Origin of the sequence: Pseudomonas sp. URMO17WK12:I12 (genome assembly GCF_000514395.1) — a bacterium.
GTDB classification, from domain to species: Bacteria; Pseudomonadota; Gammaproteobacteria; order Pseudomonadales; family Pseudomonadaceae; genus Aquipseudomonas; species Aquipseudomonas mucoides.
On record NZ_AZVV01000008.1, the window covers coordinates 345,131 to 360,238 of the forward strand.

At 54.5% G+C, this 15,108-nt stretch carries 15 protein-coding genes and 1 pseudogene; 6 read left to right on the top strand and 10 right to left on the bottom strand.

Annotated features, from left to right (window positions below; all coding sequences use genetic code 11):
* The first annotated feature begins 5 nt into the window (after nt 1-5).
* On the top strand, nt 6-1,157 hold the full coding sequence (locus D882_RS0112360; protein WP_027923540.1) for a PQQ-dependent sugar dehydrogenase: 1,152 nt from the start codon (nt 6-8) through the stop codon (nt 1,155-1,157).
* Between the two features lie 44 nt (nt 1,158-1,201).
* On the opposite strand, the gene D882_RS0112365 is transcribed toward D882_RS0112360, so the two are convergent.
* Nucleotides 1,202-2,311: a GNAT family N-acetyltransferase/peptidase C39 family protein gene (locus D882_RS0112365; RefSeq protein ID WP_027923541.1), complete on the bottom strand. Its 1,110-nt coding sequence runs from the start codon at nt 2,309-2,311 to the stop codon at nt 1,202-1,204.
* Between the two features lie 92 nt (nt 2,312-2,403).
* Here D882_RS0112365 and D882_RS0112370 point away from each other — a divergent pair, with 92 nt between their 5' ends.
* The 3 genes from D882_RS0112370 to ilvA all read left to right on the top strand — a co-directional run bounded on the left by D882_RS0112370 (nt 2,404) and on the right by ilvA (nt 6,291).
* On the top strand, nt 2,404-3,978 hold the full coding sequence (locus D882_RS0112370; protein ID WP_027923542.1) for a RimK family protein: 1,575 nt from the start codon (nt 2,404-2,406) through the stop codon (nt 3,976-3,978).
* A gap of 7 nt (nt 3,979-3,985) precedes the next feature.
* A complete protein-coding gene (locus D882_RS0112375) occupies nt 3,986-4,909 on the top strand; it encodes a magnesium transporter CorA family protein (RefSeq protein WP_027923543.1) in 924 nt (307 codons plus the stop codon).
* 368 nt (nt 4,910-5,277) lie between these two features.
* The gene (ilvA, locus tag D882_RS01000000131045) at nt 5,278-6,291 is read left to right on the top strand and encodes a threonine ammonia-lyase, biosynthetic (RefSeq protein WP_081743949.1); all 1,014 of its coding nucleotides are present in this window, start codon (nt 5,278-5,280) and stop codon (nt 6,289-6,291) included.
* Nucleotides 6,292-6,303: 12 nt separating this feature from the next.
* On the opposite strand, the gene eco is transcribed toward ilvA, so the two are convergent.
* Complete coding sequence (gene eco / locus D882_RS0112385) at nt 6,304-6,786, bottom strand: serine protease inhibitor ecotin (protein ID WP_027923544.1); 483 nt, start codon at nt 6,784-6,786, stop codon at nt 6,304-6,306.
* Between the two features lie 284 nt (nt 6,787-7,070).
* Here eco and D882_RS0112390 point away from each other — a divergent pair, with 284 nt between their 5' ends.
* Nucleotides 7,071-7,334, top strand: a complete 264-nt coding sequence (locus tag D882_RS0112390) for a DUF1652 domain-containing protein (RefSeq protein ID WP_027923545.1) — start codon at nt 7,071-7,073, stop codon at nt 7,332-7,334.
* Here D882_RS0112390 and D882_RS0112395 read toward each other — a convergent pair.
* The gene (locus D882_RS0112395; protein WP_027923546.1) at nt 7,331-7,726 is read right to left on the bottom strand and encodes a hypothetical protein; all 396 of its coding nucleotides are present in this window, start codon (nt 7,724-7,726) and stop codon (nt 7,331-7,333) included. The genes D882_RS0112390 and D882_RS0112395 overlap by 4 nt on opposite strands.
* 90 nt (nt 7,727-7,816) lie before the next feature.
* Nucleotides 7,817-8,080, bottom strand: coding sequence for a DUF2790 domain-containing protein (locus D882_RS0112400; RefSeq protein WP_027923547.1), 264 nt, complete (start codon nt 8,078-8,080; stop codon nt 7,817-7,819).
* Between the two features lie 505 nt (nt 8,081-8,585).
* Here D882_RS0112400 and D882_RS0112405 point away from each other — a divergent pair.
* Nucleotides 8,586-8,882 carry a hypothetical protein gene (locus D882_RS0112405; RefSeq protein WP_027923548.1) on the top strand — a complete coding sequence of 99 codons (297 nt, stop codon included), beginning with the start codon at nt 8,586-8,588 and terminating at the stop codon, nt 8,880-8,882.
* A gap of 447 nt (nt 8,883-9,329) precedes the next feature.
* Here the strand turns inward: D882_RS0112405 and D882_RS0112410 are convergent, their stop codons facing one another.
* The 6 genes and pseudogenes from D882_RS0112410 to D882_RS0112435 all read right to left on the bottom strand — a co-directional run.
* Nucleotides 9,330-10,301: a tetratricopeptide repeat protein gene (locus D882_RS0112410; RefSeq protein WP_027923549.1), complete on the bottom strand. Its 972-nt coding sequence runs from the start codon at nt 10,299-10,301 to the stop codon at nt 9,330-9,332.
* A 437-nt stretch (nt 10,302-10,738) separates the two neighbouring features.
* A pseudogene (locus tag D882_RS01000000131050) lies at nt 10,739-11,237 on the bottom strand (DUF2931 family protein); the annotation flags it as partial.
* An 18-nt stretch (nt 11,238-11,255) separates the two neighbouring features.
* Nucleotides 11,256-11,909, bottom strand: coding sequence for a DUF2931 family protein (locus D882_RS0112420; protein WP_027923550.1), 654 nt, complete (start codon nt 11,907-11,909; stop codon nt 11,256-11,258).
* Nucleotides 11,910-11,930: 21 nt separating this feature from the next.
* Nucleotides 11,931-12,581, bottom strand: a complete 651-nt coding sequence (locus D882_RS0112425) for a DUF2931 family protein (RefSeq protein WP_027923551.1) — start codon at nt 12,579-12,581, stop codon at nt 11,931-11,933.
* Nucleotides 12,582-12,599: 18 nt separating this feature from the next.
* Nucleotides 12,600-13,253, bottom strand: coding sequence for a DUF2931 family protein (locus D882_RS0112430; protein WP_027923552.1), 654 nt, complete (start codon nt 13,251-13,253; stop codon nt 12,600-12,602).
* Nucleotides 13,246-15,108, bottom strand: a 1,863-nt coding sequence (locus D882_RS0112435; protein WP_027923553.1) for a DUF2235 domain-containing protein, incomplete at its 5' end; no start/stop codon positions are given. The genes D882_RS0112435 and D882_RS0112430, both read right to left, overlap by 8 nt.

The following is a 15,108-nucleotide window of genomic DNA, read 5'->3' on the forward strand; positions in this document are numbered from 1 at the left end:
CGTGCATGTTGCGTAAAACCCTCCTGGCCACCCTGTGTGCCAGCGCATTGATCACCGCTGCTGCGCCCGTTTTCGCGGCATCGACTCAGGAACTGGACAGCGAACAGGGCACCCTCGAAGTCACCACGATCACCAAGGGACTTGAACATCCCTGGTCGGTCGCCTTCCTGCCGGATCGCAAGGGCATGCTGGTCACCGAACGGCCCGGCAACCTGCGCGTCGTCAGCGTCGACGGCAAACTCTCCGGCCCGATCGATGGGGTGCCGAAGGTCTGGGCCAAGGGGCAGGGCGGCTTGCTGGATGTGGTGCTGTCCCCCGACTTCCGGCAGGACCGCACGGTTTATCTGTCGTATGCCGAAGGGGGCGGCGCGGGTGACAAGGCAGGCACGGCGGTCGGTCGCGGGCAATTATCTGAAGACCTGAAAACCCTCAAGGACTTCAAAGTGATCTTCCGCCAGGAGCCGAAGCTCTCTGTCGGCAACCATTTCGGCTCGCGCCTGGTGTTCGATCGTGACGGGTATCTGTTCATCACTCTCGGCGAAAACAATGACCGGCCAACCGCTCAGGACCTCGATAAGCTGCAAGGCAAAGTCGTGCGGATCTACCCGGACGGCAAGGTGCCGGACGACAACCCCTTTGTCGGTCAGGCCGGCGTACGCCCGGAAATCTGGTCTTATGGCCAACGAAACCCGCAAGGCGCGGCGCTCAATCCGTGGACCGGGGTTCTCTGGGAGAACGAACACGGGCCACAAGGCGGTGATGAGCTGAACATCATCGAACGCGGCAAGAATTACGGCTGGCCACTGGCAACCCACGGCATCAACTATTCCGGCGATCCGATCCCGGAAGCCAAGGGCAAGACCGCCGAAGGCACCGTGGCGCCGCACCATGTCTGGGAAAAGTCCCCGGGACTGAGCGGGATGGCGTTCTACGATGGGGATCGCTTCAAGGCCTGGCAGCACAATGCGTTTATCGGTGCGCTGGTGAGCCAGGAGTTGATTCGCTTGCAGTTCGATGGCGATAAAGTGGTTCACGAAGAGCGCTTGCTCGGTGAGCTCAAGGCGCGGATTCGCGATGTGCGGCAAGGCCCGGACGGGTACTTGTATGTATTGACCGATGAAGACGACGGCGCGCTGTACAAGGTTGGCCTGAAATAACCCCAATCGCCGCGCGGCCCCGTAGCCGCTGGCGAAGCCTGCGGCTACAGGGAGGATTGCGCGTTGGGATAGAGAATCACCGCCGCCCGCAACTTGCCCCGGCCAAAGCTGCTCATCTTCTCGAACTCCCCATGGCTCACCGGCAGATGCTGGCAATCCATAGGCTGGCGATGCTGGCTATGGTCGACATCCGGATCATGCAGATAAACAAACTCCTCATCGCAGTCAGTGACGATGACCCAATGCGGTGATTTGGAGCGGGTCAGCCGATAGCTGCTGATCAACACCAGCGGCTGGCCACCGTCATTCAGCAAGCGTGGCAAGTCCAGCAGGCCGCCGATCACCTGTTTCACATCGGTGGCCTGCAACTGCACGGTGAACTCTTCGTGCACCAGGCGCATGACGTCTTTTTTATGCTCGTTACGCACCCCATCGAGAAACAACGGCCCCGTCATGCTCAGTTGCAGACACACGCCAAATCCACGATTCCAGGCGGCCAACGCCAGGCCTTGCGGGCTGCATCCTCCGTGACCCGAGGTCATGAACACCGTCGTCGCCTCGCGCCAGATCTGCAGCTCTTCGCGGCGTTCCAGTTTCCGGTCTTTTTGCAGTGCGCCCATGGCCATTAGCAGGCAGGCCGGGCCGCAGGTGAAATCGGTGGTCTGCGGGTAATACGGCACTTTGATGTTTCTTGAGTCTCGGTGCTGGAGAATGCGTTTCTCCAGACGCAACGCATCGGCGTGGTCCTGGTAATAGTCATGAATCAGCGCAAAACGCCGGTAACCGTTGCACTCATAAAGGGCAATCGCCGCCGGATTGTCCATGCGCACCTCCAGCCGAACGTAGGCACAGTCGTGTTGCAGCGCACAGGCTTCGATGCGTTGCAGCAGCTGCTTGCCCAATCCGCTGCCACGCGCTTCGGCGGCAATCGCAATCGAATAGAGACGGGCCAGCGACGTGCCCCGATGAAACAACACCACCGCGTAGCCGACCAGATGCTCGTCGCGCTCAGCCACCAGCAACTGCCCATGGGCCCGAGTGATCATCCATTGAAAGCTGCGACTGGTGAGCCGGTCCGTGGTGAAACATTGCTGTTCAAGTGCCAATAACGCAGGTAAGTCTTCAACTACTGCCAAGCGAAAGACAAGGTTCATATGACCGCCGTAAAAGTTGCGTAACGAAACGGGACTTTCGAAAAAGTTCGTGCTTAATAGGAAAGGTCTTGTTCTCCAACGGATCAATCACTATGTCAGCGGTACAAGGTCATTGGCGCGAAGTATCCGAGCAAACTTCGCCGGCGGCAACTTTTTTAAATACAGCAGTCAGCACTTCTAGCCAGTTGATTATCATTGTCGAACGCAAGGAAGACTGGGCCTCCTACTTTCCCAGTGAAGACATCGTCACCGCCCAGGAATACCTCGAAAAGGCCCACGACAACGGGCAAGGCAAACGGGTCCAGGTGATTAACCTGTGCCGCAGCTACAAGTACCTGGGGCACGGTTATTACTGCTCGCTGCTGGCGGAAGCGCGGGGGCACAAGGTCATTCCGTCGGTGCGGACCATCAGCGAGCTGACCAAAAAGTCCTTGTATGGGCTTTCATTGGATGATTTGGAAAAGCCGCTGGAAAAAGCCCTTACGCATCATCTTTACAGCGACACCGAAGGCTTTACCCTGACCCTGTATTTCGGCAAGACCAATATAGAACCCTTGCAGGACTTGGCGCGGCAGTTATTCGAAGTATTCCCCTGTCCGGTCTTGTTAGTTGAGTTTCGTCGAACTAACGGTTGGCACATTGACGGCATCAAGTCCGGTGCGCTGCATAAGTTGCGAGAAGATCAGGAAGATCAATTCGCCCACTCACTGGACAGTTTCAGTCGCAAGATCTGGCGAATGCCACGCTCGCGACGTCTGGCCCGTTATGACCTGGCCATCCTCCACGATCCCCAAGAAGCATTGCCCCCATCCAACCCCAAGGCGCTGGATAATTTCATACGCGTCGGCAAGACCTTGGGCATCGATGTAGAGCTGATCGAGCGCAAAGACTACGCACGCATCGCCGAGTACGACGGCCTGCTGATCCGCGAGACCACCAGCGTCGATAACCACACCTACCGTTTTGCCAAGAAAGCCGAGAGCGAAGGGCTGGTCGTGATGGACGATCCGGCGTCGATCCTGCGCTGCACCAACAAGGTCTACCTGACCGACCTGCTCAAGAGCCATCAGCTCGGCATGCCGGCCACCGAAATTCTCTACAAGGAGCGACCGGAAGACTTCGAACGGGTCGGCGAGCGCCTGGGCTTTCCATTGGTACTGAAAATCCCCGACGGTTGTTTCTCTCGGGGCGTGATCAAGGTTGAAAGCCAACAGGCGTTGCTGGAAGCCACCGCCGAACTGTTCGAACATTCGGTGCTGTTGCTGGCGCAGGAGTTCTTCTACACCGAGTACGACTGGCGCATCGGCGTACTGAATCGCAAACCGATCTTTGCCTGCCAATACTTCATGTCCAAGGGCCATTGGCAAATCTACAACCACAAGGCCAAGGGACAGGACATCAACGGCGAATGCCGCACACTGGCCGTCCACGAAGCCCCGCGAGCGGTGGTGGAACTGGCGGTGAAAACTGCCAACCTGATTGGCGACGGACTGTACGGCGTCGACCTCAAACAGTCCGGCGACAAAGTGGTGGTGATCGAGGTCAACGACAACCCGAACATGGACGCCGGCATCGAAGACGCTTACTTGCAGGACGATTTGTATTCGTTGGTGCTGGAAGAGTTCGTCCGCCGGCTCGAGCTCAAGCGTCGCGGCCAGGCCTGGTGATCGCTCGATGATCAAGAGCTTTCAACTTTCCCACGGCGTCCTGCAATCAGTCGAACGGCTGGATGCCGAAGTGATGCTGTTCAGCAACCCGGACGCCGCCGAGCGCGATCTGCTGCACAGCCATTTCAAACTCGATGAACACGCGCTGGCTTCGGCCCTCGACCCGGACGAGGTGTCGCGCATCGAGTTTCATCCCGACAATCTGTTCCTGATCTGGAAGCGCCCGGAAAACTATTCCGGCGCCGACAGTCTGGCGTTTGAAGTGTCGTCCTGTGGGTTGTTGTTTTGCGAGGACCGGTTGCTGGTGATCGCCACCGACGACTCACCGCTGCACGGGCTCGGCACCCGGCAGCGGCTGAACACGCCGCTGGATGTCTTGCTTGACCTGCTGTTCAACAACATCCATCACTATTTGGGTCACCTGAAGGTGATCAAACTGGTTGCCCGGGAGTTGCAGCAGAAATTCAACGCCTCGATGCAGAACCAGCACCTGATCCAGATGTTCAACCTCAGCGAGAGCCTCATCTATTACATCAACGCGATTCACAGCAACGGCGCGGTCCTGACGCGGCTGCGCAATCACGCGGCCAAGGAACACTTCAGCGCCGAAGCCGTCAGCCTGATCGACGACCTGATCATCGAAAACAACCAGTGCTACAAACAGGCGGAAATCTACTCCACGGTGTTCTCCGGGCTGATCGACGCCCGGGGCAACCTGATGAACAACAGCATGAACAACCTGCTACGCAAACTGACGCTGATCAACGTGGTGTTTCTGCCGTTGAACCTGATCGCCAGCATTGGCGGCATGTCCGAGTTCAGCATGATGACCGCGGGCACGCCGTGGTGGGTGTCGTATCCGTTGTTTCTGAGCGCGATGATGCTGGGGGCGGGGGTGATGGTGTTGGGGCTCAGGCGGTTGGCTAAGTGAATGCGTTGGCAGGTCCGGCCCCTTCGCGAGCAGGCTCGCTCCCACAGGTTTTGTGGCCACTGGAGACCCACTGTGGGAGCGAGCCTGCTCGCGAAGGCAATCTCAAGAACTCAACTTACGGTCCGGCAAACCACAGACCATAAGGTTCACCAGCCCCCAACTGAAGCCCACGAAAATTGACCATTGACTTGCCATCCGTCCACGGCTAATTTCCAGCCATGACTTCCACCGTATTGCGCTGCCAGCCAAGCATTATTACCGCCATTCCTTATCTGGCGGGTTAGCTCACGACTGCAGCACCCAACCCGCCCTAGAGGCGGGTTTTTACTATCTGTCTCCAGGGCCCCGAACACAGCCAGGAGACGACCATGACCAGCACGCTCGCCCAGCAGACCTTGCTTGAGCATTACGTAAAAAAGATCCTTGCCGCGCCGGTGTATGAACTGGCGGTGCGCACGCCGTTGCAAGCGGCGCCGGCGCTCTCCGAGGCGTTGGGTAATCAGGTGCTGCTCAAGCGCGAGGACCTGCAACCGACCTTTTCCTTCAAGATTCGCGGTGCCTACAACAAGTTGGTGCAGCTTAGTGATGAGCAAAAGGCACGCGGCGTGATCACCGCGTCAGCAGGCAATCATGCCCAAGGCGTGGCGCTGGCGGCGAAAACCTTGGGGATTGCCGCGACCATTGTCATGCCACTGACCACGCCGGAACTGAAAGTGCTCGGGGTGCGCAGTCGCGGGGCGGAGGCGGTGCTGTACGGCGAGAGTTTTCCGTTCGCCCTCGACTATGCGCTGAACCTGGCCGAACAAACCGGTCGCACCTTTGTATCGCCCTTCGACGACCCGGACGTGATTGCCGGGCAGGGCACCGTGGCGATGGAGATCCTGCGTCAGCATCAAGGCCCGATCGACGTGATCTTTGTGCCGGTAGGCGGTGGAGGTTTGATTGCCGGTATCGCCGCATACGTCAAATACCTGCGACCTGAAGTGCGCATCATCGGCGTCGAGTCAGAACATTCGGCGTGTTTGGCGGCAGCGCTGCAGGCGCACGAACGGGTTGTGCTGCCGAGCGTCGGCACTTTCGCCGATGGCGTGGCGGTGGCGCAGATCGGCGCTTATGGCTTCGAAGTGTGCCGGTTTTGCGTCGATGACGTGTTGACGGTCAGCAACGACGAACTGTGCGCCGCGATCAAGAACATCTATGACGATACCCGATCGATCACCGAACCGTCGGGCGCGCTGGCCGTGGCCGGAATCAAAAAGTACGTCGCGCAAACCGGTGCCCGTGGCCAGACACTGGTGGCCATCGACTCGGGGGCCAACATCAACTTTGACAGTTTGCGCCACGTGGCCGAGCGCGCCGCCATCAGCGGCGTCCCGGCGTGAGGCAGGAAGGGGTTACTCCTGAACGGCTTTCTCGACCTTGCTCGACGCTGACCAGATCCGGTAGCGCACTTCGATGTCTTTTGGCACGTACAGCACGATCGGCAGCTTACTGTTGTAACGCAGCAAGAAGCCATCGCCGACCACCGGTACGAAGTCTTTTTTACTCTTGCTATCCGGGCAGGCCATCAGCGTGCTCATCGGGCCGATGACTTTATCCAGTCGGTAGAACGGGTAGCCCCAACCCTCGAGGTTTTTCTCCTCAAGCATCCCACCCAGACGCTGGCGATTGCAGTCCACGGTCAGGGTTTTACCGGCGAGGATTTCGACTTGAAAGTCGTCTTCTTTCGTTTGCGGGGCAAGATGAATGACCTGGCGGGTAAAACCGCTTTCAGGCTTGGGGAAGGGGGCGACGGTTTCGAGCGTTGCAGCATTGGCGATGGTCGACAGCCCGGCAACCATTAGTCCGACAGTCGTAGTAAAGGTCAAAGAACCCATGATGCCTCCTTGCGTGTATTCAATTCGTGGCGCCATTCTTACTGTGCTCAGGCCCCAATGCAAACCCGGCGCTGTCAGACGGTAATTTGCAACGCCTTTCACGTCCCTTCATGCAAATTGCACGGTGGTTTCATTAAGTCTTGCGGCTAAATCATTGATTTGCCGATGAACTGCACGGCGAAATTCAAGGCATGTTTTATGCTTCAGTTGTTCTTAATCTGGCCGGGACTGCACACGAGCCAGCGTCGATTGTTGATTGGCTGTCTCACAAAGGAGGGGTCGCCATGTTTCTTTCTGCCTTGGAACTTCGCAACATCATCGAAAACAGGTTTTTGCCCAAGCGTTGCGAATGCACGCTGTCCCCGGATTTGTTGATGACGATAAAAGTGTACGCGGACGATCAGACCGATCGGCTGGATCTGCACGTGACCGGGATTGATGCCTCGGCGCTCAATGGTTGTCGGGAAATCAACGAATTAATCGACGGGCTGCACGCCCGGCAACATCCTGAGGTCATTTCTCCACGCCGGGCGACCAGGGCGCTTTAACGCACCGTTTCGAGTTCCACCGACAGGCGCCGGGTCTGAAGAAAACCCAGGCCTAGCGCCAGCTCCACCAGGACCGCCAGCAAAATACCCGGCCCGGTATGGCCGTTGAGCCATTCGCCGAAACCCAGTGCCGCCAGTCCGAAACAGCCGACCATAAAGCCGCTGCTTAATGCGCTTCGGATGACCGAGGGTGGCTCGTTTCGAACCCAATAAAAAATCAACCCCAACGCCGCGAACACCACCGCGATGCGTCGCGAAACAACGCCTGTCGCCGAGGAGTATTCAATACCCCAAATCGCCAGCAGCCAATCCGGCATCAAACCCCAGACCAGCGCCAGCACCAGACACAGGGCGGCGGTGAATATCGATAACGTGCGAAACGAAAACTGCATAGCGAATCCTTGCGGCAGTGAGGGAGGCGCTAAAGCATAACGCCAGAACCCTCACAGTAAAACCGCTTGGTTTCGAATCAGACCTTTCCGTCAGTTTTGCAAACTGCACGCGTCGGAAAGTTTCCTGTAGCTGATTTCTTCAGGCTTGCCCGACGTATCGATGTACTTCATGTCGGCGGTAATCACTTTGCATTCATTGGTCGTCGGCTCTGTCAGCGCCACAACTTTATCCACGTTGAGCGGCATCCCATAGTGATAAGGCACAGGTTTGGAAGAGGTGTCATTGGCCTGGGCAAGCCCGGCAAACGCGGTGCAGGCGAGGGCGGAGGCAAGGAGCAGCATGCGAGTGTTCATGTGACGATCTCCAGTGCGGACGGAAAATCAGTTCGACGATCAACGTCAAACCTGCCGCACTGGGCATCAGAGGAGTCTGAGGGCGTGCGGTCCAGTGAAGTTTTGGACCGCGGGGTTAAGCAATGGTTAACCCGCCTGAACGCCGCCTGTCGCGAGGGGCGGTGTCTGACGGATGTTTCGTTAGGAAAGTGGTTACGGAGTCCTCGGCTGGGTCCTACAGCGCTAGACGCCTTATCGACTTTCGCCTGCTGGGGGGAGCGATTACTGTTTGGGCTCGCTGCAAAATCAGCGATCGGGTTTGGTCACCTGATGCCATCACACATATGTGTGCCATCATTCGCGCTGCGGACATCCAAGTCCTCGTAGTGTGTTGCAATGGCGGCTGTGTGCTGGACGCCCTCGGGCGAACCGATTTGATGGTATCGGTTGACCAAGCCTGTACACAGCCGCCTCCCATCGTTTGGTCACGGTGCTGGCGTTACTTATTAACCATCGAGTAATTACTATGCCAACGTTCAAACCGTTTCCAGATCGCTATCGTCCACTCAACAGCGGCGTTACCGATTCGAGTCCTTTGCTGATCGACACCGAAGCCAACCCCCAAGACATATTCGAAGCCGGGTTACAGCGCGTACGAGCCTCTACCCAGCTACTTGAAACGCTTCATTGCCTATGTTTCAAGCACAGCGATGTTCAAGATATTCCGCACATTACTCACGCGCTCTACTTGCTGACCCAGGACGGGTTTGACCTGTTAGCGGTTGCGCAGCAGCGGATGATGGGGTGGAAGGCGCCGGTCTGACGCTGTCTCACATTGAACAGGCCGATCTCTTAGGAGGCTTGGCCTGTTTAGGAAAAAAAGGCGCTCTGAATCCAGTGGCCGAAAGAAGTTAGATACACGAGATATCCTCTCGCTTCTACAAAGTAGAAGTGAAACTCAGTACCCAAGCTTGTCTGGGTAAAATGACAGTGGCGGATGTGTGCTTTTCCACTTCTCCGCAAATATCTTAGCTTCCGCAATTTGTTCAGGATTCATTTTTGCCGCGATTTCAGGCAAAACCACGTCTACATATGTTTTAACATTCCCGCCACCATCAAATTCTGAGACTAGTGATGTCAGTGCGTACCCTTTAACAAAATCGAGTGGGACGTCGTAAAGTGATGGCGCGTGTGCCAAGTAAGCTTCATAGGGATTTCCAGCAGTTTCGACTGCGTACCTTAAAGCGTGCGTGAGAAATACTACGCAACGTTACAGGCCTAGTTTTTCTGGGTAGAAAGAAAGTGGTGGGTGCGTAGCTTTCCATTTTTTTGCAAAATCATTGGCTTCGAGTATTTGTTCAGGTGTCATTTTTTTCGCAATAACAGGAAGCTTTCCTTCGACATAAACCTGAACGTTTCCACCACCGTCTAGCTCTTTCAATAACGATACCAAGGCAAACCCTTTTACCAGGTCAATAGGGTATCCGACTTTATCTGGGGTATGAGAAAGGTAAGCTCCGTAACTGCTCACCGCGTCTTGGTAACCAGTATTGGCAGCAACCTCAAGCCAGTGACGAACTCCCTCCATGTCACCGCGCTCATACAAAATAGAAATGTATTCAATCATGGCCTTAGGGAAACCGCCTTCGGCTGATGCTTTCAGCCATTTCTCTTCGGCTGACTTACGATTCCAAGGCAAGAAACTACCTTCGCCCTCGGAGTAACGATTTGCCAATAGCCATTGTGCGGGCGCATATCCCGCTTCAGCTGATTTTTCTAGCCATGTCAAATCCGACTTTGCGTGATACATAATAGCCATTGCTTCGGCATCACCTTTCAGTGCTCGAGGCTCCGCTGTTTTTATTAACAGCTCTAACCATGCACCAGCACTTTTACTTCCGGCTGGACATTTATTAGCTGTCGCACACAGATCCCCTTCAGATGTGGCGAGTTTAAACATAGAGTAGTAATCGCCCTGGGCGGCCGAAGCTTCATACCATTTTTGGGCGTCGGCGGTCAGAAATTGCGTTTCTTTACGCAACTCCTCAGCTAAATAAAACTGAGCTTCTGCGTCTCCTGCTTCCGCTGCGATGCGTAATTCTGTTGCAGCAGCTTTGTACTGGTTGAAGAGGGTGATCCCGCGATCTTTAGCCGTTTGCTGCTCAGCCGTAAGTTCCGCGGATGCATGGGGGGCGAACACCAGTAATAAGAGTGCCGCAGAAAGAATTGAGTTACGCAGCATTTGCTTCACCTTAAGATTACTTGATTGCACCGGTATACGTCGCTTTCCCGCCTGGTATGTAAGTCCTTCCATAGTATTGGGCGCGACTACATGTACCGTCTAATCGGGAGCCTAACGAACTTACGTGCGTTTTGTATCGAGCACGCATCTCATCGTTTTGGTCACCAAAAAGTCGTTGGACTGCTTCCGACATAAAATTGTCCATTCTGAGTCTGTTTTCGCAGTAGCTTTGCTCCGCATTATTCGAAGCTTTCGTGCCAAATCGATTCATGCTCATGCATGCTTCTTCAAATTGTGCCTGTGCAAGTGGAAGGGTTCCTTGCGTCTTGGCCTGGTTCACGATCCAGCCTAGTATTCGCTCAACGGCTTGTTGTTGCAGTAAGTGACACTGATCTTTCGTATAGGCTTTTTCAACGGGTTTGGATTCCTCAGCGAGATCCCATCACCCACATTTTGGCTATCCCGCCTGGCGCCAAATTGATAACCAACGCGTTGCGGTAGTCTGTAATCCACTTACCATCAAATGCGCAAAAAGCTTTTTCCTTCCTTGCGCATTATCGCCCTTGTCGTCTCGGGGGCGTCGATCACCATTTGGTAAGTTTGCGGTTCGACAAGAGACTGCCAGCGTACGTAAATCTTTTTTGGCAAGTCCGCCCCAGTTACATTCTTACCTTTGCCGATTCCTGGCTTTTCGGGCCACCCTCTAGGGTCGCCAGTGTTGTTAGGAGGCGTCTGTATGGCAGCAGTGCCACTCATCGCTCGCGGATAAACCTGCTCTTTGATATCGACTACATCAGCCGATTCAATCCACACTTCCATGTAATTCGGCGCTGAAAAGCCCAGGCGCCATGATTTGTAAGGCATTGCCTCGCTGTTGGCGAAAGTGTAACCACTGAGCAAAAATGCACAAATCGTACTTCGCAAGAAACTCCTCATCAGACTGCGTTGGCTCTTTCATTTCCAGGAATCATAAGGCACGCCATATTTTTCAACGTAGGCTTTGGAAACGCCGGAAAGGGGGCGGTAGTGACCTCCAGACTTACCTTCGTATGGGCCACGCGGATCAATCACGGCTTTTACCGTGGTCACCTCGATCGGCGTCATGCATGGACCGCCAACCCAGACTTTGGCAATACCTCCGGGGACCAGCCTTATACCGATTGACTGACGATAGCCAGTGATCCATTTCCCATCGGCAGCGCAGAAAACCTTTTCACCCTTAAGCATAATCTCCCGAGTAGCCTCAGGGATTTTAACCACCATCAAGTAGGTTTGCGGTTCGACCTGCGACTGCCAGCGGACATAAATCTGCTTGGGCAAGTCGGCCCCTGTCACATGCTTACCGCTGCCGATGCTAGCTCTTTTCGGCCAACCTCGCGGATCGCCAGAATTGTTGGGAGGCTTTAACATGGAGGCAAGACCACTCATCGCACGTGGGTATACATGGTCCTGAATATCGACAACATCGGCGGTTTCGATCCAAACCTCCATGTAGTCAGGAGCCGAGAATCCCAAGTACCAGGATTTGTAAGGCATTGAGTTGCTGCTAGCAAATGCGCAGCCACTGAGTAAGAGCGTGGTGAGGCTGAATTGTAAAAATTTTCTCATTAGGACGTCACGACTCTGTCGCTACCAAGAACCATAGGGCACACCAAACTCTTTGACATAAGCTTTGGATTCATCAGATAGAGAATCGTACTTGCCACCGGATTTCCCTTCATATGGGCCTCGCGGATCAATCACGCCCTTTACCCTAATTACCTCGATCGGAGTAAGGCATGACCCTCGTACCCAAACCTTGGCTATGCCACCGGGCGCCAAATTGATAACCAATGCGTTTCGGTAGTCTGTTATCCACTTGCCATCGGCAGCACAAAAAGCCTTTTCGCCCTTGCGCATGATCTCCTGAGTCGCCTCGGGTAAGTTGATCACCATCTGGTAAGTCTGGGGTTCGACCAAAGATTGCCAGCGGACATAGATTTTTTGGGGTAAATCCGCCCCAGTCACATTTTTACCTTTTCCAATGCCAGGTTTCTGAGGCCATCCTTTAGGGTCACCTGAATTGTTGGGAGGTCTTTGTATCGCGGCGGTGCCACTCATTGCACGGGGATACACCTGTTCCTTTACATCGACCACATCAGCTGACTCGATCCAAACCTCCATGTAATCGGGCGCCGAGAATCCCAAGTACCAGGATTTGTAAGGCATTGGCTCGCTGTTGGCGTATGTGCAACCACTGAGCAAAAATGCGCAAATCGTAGTTCGCAAGAAATTACTCATCAGGCTGCTTTGGCTCTGTCACTTCCAAGAATCATAGGGCACACCAAACTTTTCGATGTACGCTTTGGACTGGTCGGATAGCTTGTCGTACTTGCCGCCAGACTTACCTTCATAAGGTCCTCTTGGGTCAATTTCGGCTTTTACCTTAGCCACTTCTATCGCTGGCAGGCACGATCCCATTACCCACACTTTAGCCATCCCTCCGGGTGCCAGATTTATTACCAATACCTCGCGGTAGCCTGTTATCCATTTTCCATCAGCAGCACAAAAGGCTTTTTCACCCTTGCGCATAAGTTCCCTGGTCGACTCGGATATCTCGATAACCATTTTATAAGTTTGAGGTTCAACCAATGATTGCCATCGGACGTAGATTTTTTTGGGTAAGTTTGCTCCAGTTACACTCTTACCTTTGCCCGGCCCCGGCTTTTCCGGCCAGCCTCTAGGGTCGCCCGTGTTATTGGGAGGACTCTGTATCGCAGCAATGCCACTCATGGCACGTCTGTATACTTGGCCTTCGACATCAATAACATCAGCTGTTTCGATCCAGACGTCCATGTAGTTAGGTGCTGAGAAACCCAGGCGCCAGGCTTTGTAAGGTAGCGTTTCACTGTTGGCTAACGTGCATCCACTGAGCAGAAAGGCGGCGATAGCGACGCGTAAAAAGTTACTCATTTGGATGTACCGTACGTACAGAATTTACGTCTGGTCGATTGATGAAGACTATATTCAAGTCACTATTGTTTCGATTTTTAGCGGCGTTCCAGTTGTCAGATAAATGAACGTAACGTTGGAAGAGCAGTTCCTCTTCCTGTGAGGTCAGCCCTATTGTTTTGCTTTTCCCCTGAGCGTACGACAACAATTTTTCGGAGATAGGTATGAGCTCCGCAGGTAGCGCCAGTCTTGGGTTGCTCTCGGGGATTTGTCCAAAAGGCACTCCATTTTCAACGGCTAGTTCGCGCATGATCCGAAAGTAGATCAAGGACAGTTCACTGCGGACCTCTCGTTGACTGCTGACAGCGGCATAAACGTGTTTCATATCTTTGCGGTTTTCTTTGCCCGTAGTACGAAACGGCACCTCCCACGTACGGATCTCCAATGGGAGGTTATATTGGGCCAATTGATCCTGTAGCCGCCTCAAGTCCTCTTGGGCAACTTTGTAACTGTTAGCTTCAACAAAAGATGTCCTTTCGTCTACCGGGCTCCTACGCGGTTTGCTGAGCAGTATCCGCTCTCTCGCCTTAGGTAGATAGCCGCCACCGAGGTCCGAGTGCACGCCCGGCAAAATAATATCGGCAGCCCCAAGACTGTTTAACGCAAAATTGTAACGTCGCTCATTTCGAGCGACTAATTGGACTACTTTCTTCGCGGCGCCTGGTGCTAGATGGATATTGATCCCTGGGTTAAAAGCATTATTACCATTCCAATCTCCTACCAGCGGGTTGGCAATGGCTGCAACTGTGTCGTAGACGCCGATGAAATTTATGGAGATGTCGGTATTTGGCTTCCATGCGAAGCTGTCCGATAACATTGGCGATCCCGCCGGCAGCGCTTTAGCGAGAATACTTTGGCTACCTTTTAGTATTTCATTAGCAAAGTCTCTTGCCGCCGCAGAGCCTCGACTGAATCCGAAAATGTCGAACTCAATGTTCGAAATACGCTTATCAGGATTGTTGTTTTTAAAGAGTCGGATCGCCTGAATAAATAGCTCGGGAGTCTCTTCTACCCGCGCCCGGACACCTTGTGCACCTATGCCTGTGCCTTGTGAAAAAGTCGAGTCCTCCTCGATACTGCTGGTGCCGATCCCATCCACATAAATCGATAAACTCGCCCTTTCTGCATCAATAGGCAGCGCTTCATCCACTTGGTTCTGATAAAGGTCATACAGTCTGGCTACGTTACTGACATCATTGCCATAACTGTTGTCCGGGCTACTTCCTTTGCCGTCGTAGCCTAAAGAAGCGCAGAACTGACGGATGTCCTCGGCCATATCTTGCAGGTTTACATCCGGAGCGAAGCAACCATAAACACGCTCGCTATTGTTACGGTTATTCCCCGTACCATCAAAGAACATCCCAATCCGCAACGTAATTTCTTCCAGCTCAACCTCTTCTTCCTCTTCCTCCAGCTCTTCCTCCTCAGCCGGACGTGCTGCCTTAGGCTCCAAATCAGCCACCGCATTAAACTTGCCAACCGGCGGAGCACTCAGCAGTTTCCCTGCTGCGGCCGCCGCTGCTGCACCCGGAATAATCGGCGGAAGAATCTTAATCCCGCTCCCCGAACCCGGCGCACCACCCGAATTGGTCTTCACCTCAGCCCCACTAATCGTCACGCCCCCGGCATCCACCTTGACGAAACTCCCGCCAGCCTTGGCCGTCAGTTCCATCCCGCCTTCAACTACCACCTTGTCGCCAGCGTTGTAGTGAATCTCTTCTCCCGCCTCGACGAACTGCGCCGTGCCGACCTTCACATGCTGGGTCGCCGCCACCGTCAGGTGATCATCGGCCCGCGCTTCAGTCTTGCGGTCCAG

Excerpts from the sequence above, each read along its gene's own strand:
- D882_RS0112360 (WP_027923540.1), top strand. The coding sequence starts at position 6 with ATGTTGCGTAAAACCCTCCTGGCCACCCTGTGTGCCAGCGCATTGATC.
- D882_RS0112365 (WP_027923541.1), bottom strand. The coding sequence starts at position 2,311 with ATGAACCTTGTCTTTCGCTTGGCAGTAGTTGAAGACTTACCTGCGTTA.
- D882_RS0112370 (WP_027923542.1), top strand. The coding sequence starts at position 2,404 with ATGTCAGCGGTACAAGGTCATTGGCGCGAAGTATCCGAGCAAACTTCG.
- D882_RS0112375 (WP_027923543.1), top strand. The coding sequence starts at position 3,986 with ATGATCAAGAGCTTTCAACTTTCCCACGGCGTCCTGCAATCAGTCGAA.
- ilvA (WP_081743949.1), top strand. The coding sequence starts at position 5,278 with ATGACCAGCACGCTCGCCCAGCAGACCTTGCTTGAGCATTACGTAAAA.
- eco (WP_027923544.1), bottom strand. The coding sequence starts at position 6,786 with ATGGGTTCTTTGACCTTTACTACGACTGTCGGACTAATGGTTGCCGGG.
- D882_RS0112390 (WP_027923545.1), top strand. The coding sequence starts at position 7,071 with ATGTTTCTTTCTGCCTTGGAACTTCGCAACATCATCGAAAACAGGTTT.
- D882_RS0112395 (WP_027923546.1), bottom strand. The coding sequence starts at position 7,726 with ATGCAGTTTTCGTTTCGCACGTTATCGATATTCACCGCCGCCCTGTGT.
- D882_RS0112400 (WP_027923547.1), bottom strand. The coding sequence starts at position 8,080 with ATGAACACTCGCATGCTGCTCCTTGCCTCCGCCCTCGCCTGCACCGCG.
- D882_RS0112405 (WP_027923548.1), top strand. The coding sequence starts at position 8,586 with ATGCCAACGTTCAAACCGTTTCCAGATCGCTATCGTCCACTCAACAGC.
- D882_RS0112410 (WP_027923549.1), bottom strand. The coding sequence starts at position 10,301 with ATGCTGCGTAACTCAATTCTTTCTGCGGCACTCTTATTACTGGTGTTC.
- D882_RS0112420 (WP_027923550.1), bottom strand. The coding sequence starts at position 11,909 with ATGAGAAAATTTTTACAATTCAGCCTCACCACGCTCTTACTCAGTGGC.
- D882_RS0112425 (WP_027923551.1), bottom strand. The coding sequence starts at position 12,581 with ATGAGTAATTTCTTGCGAACTACGATTTGCGCATTTTTGCTCAGTGGT.
- D882_RS0112430 (WP_027923552.1), bottom strand. The coding sequence starts at position 13,253 with ATGAGTAACTTTTTACGCGTCGCTATCGCCGCCTTTCTGCTCAGTGGA.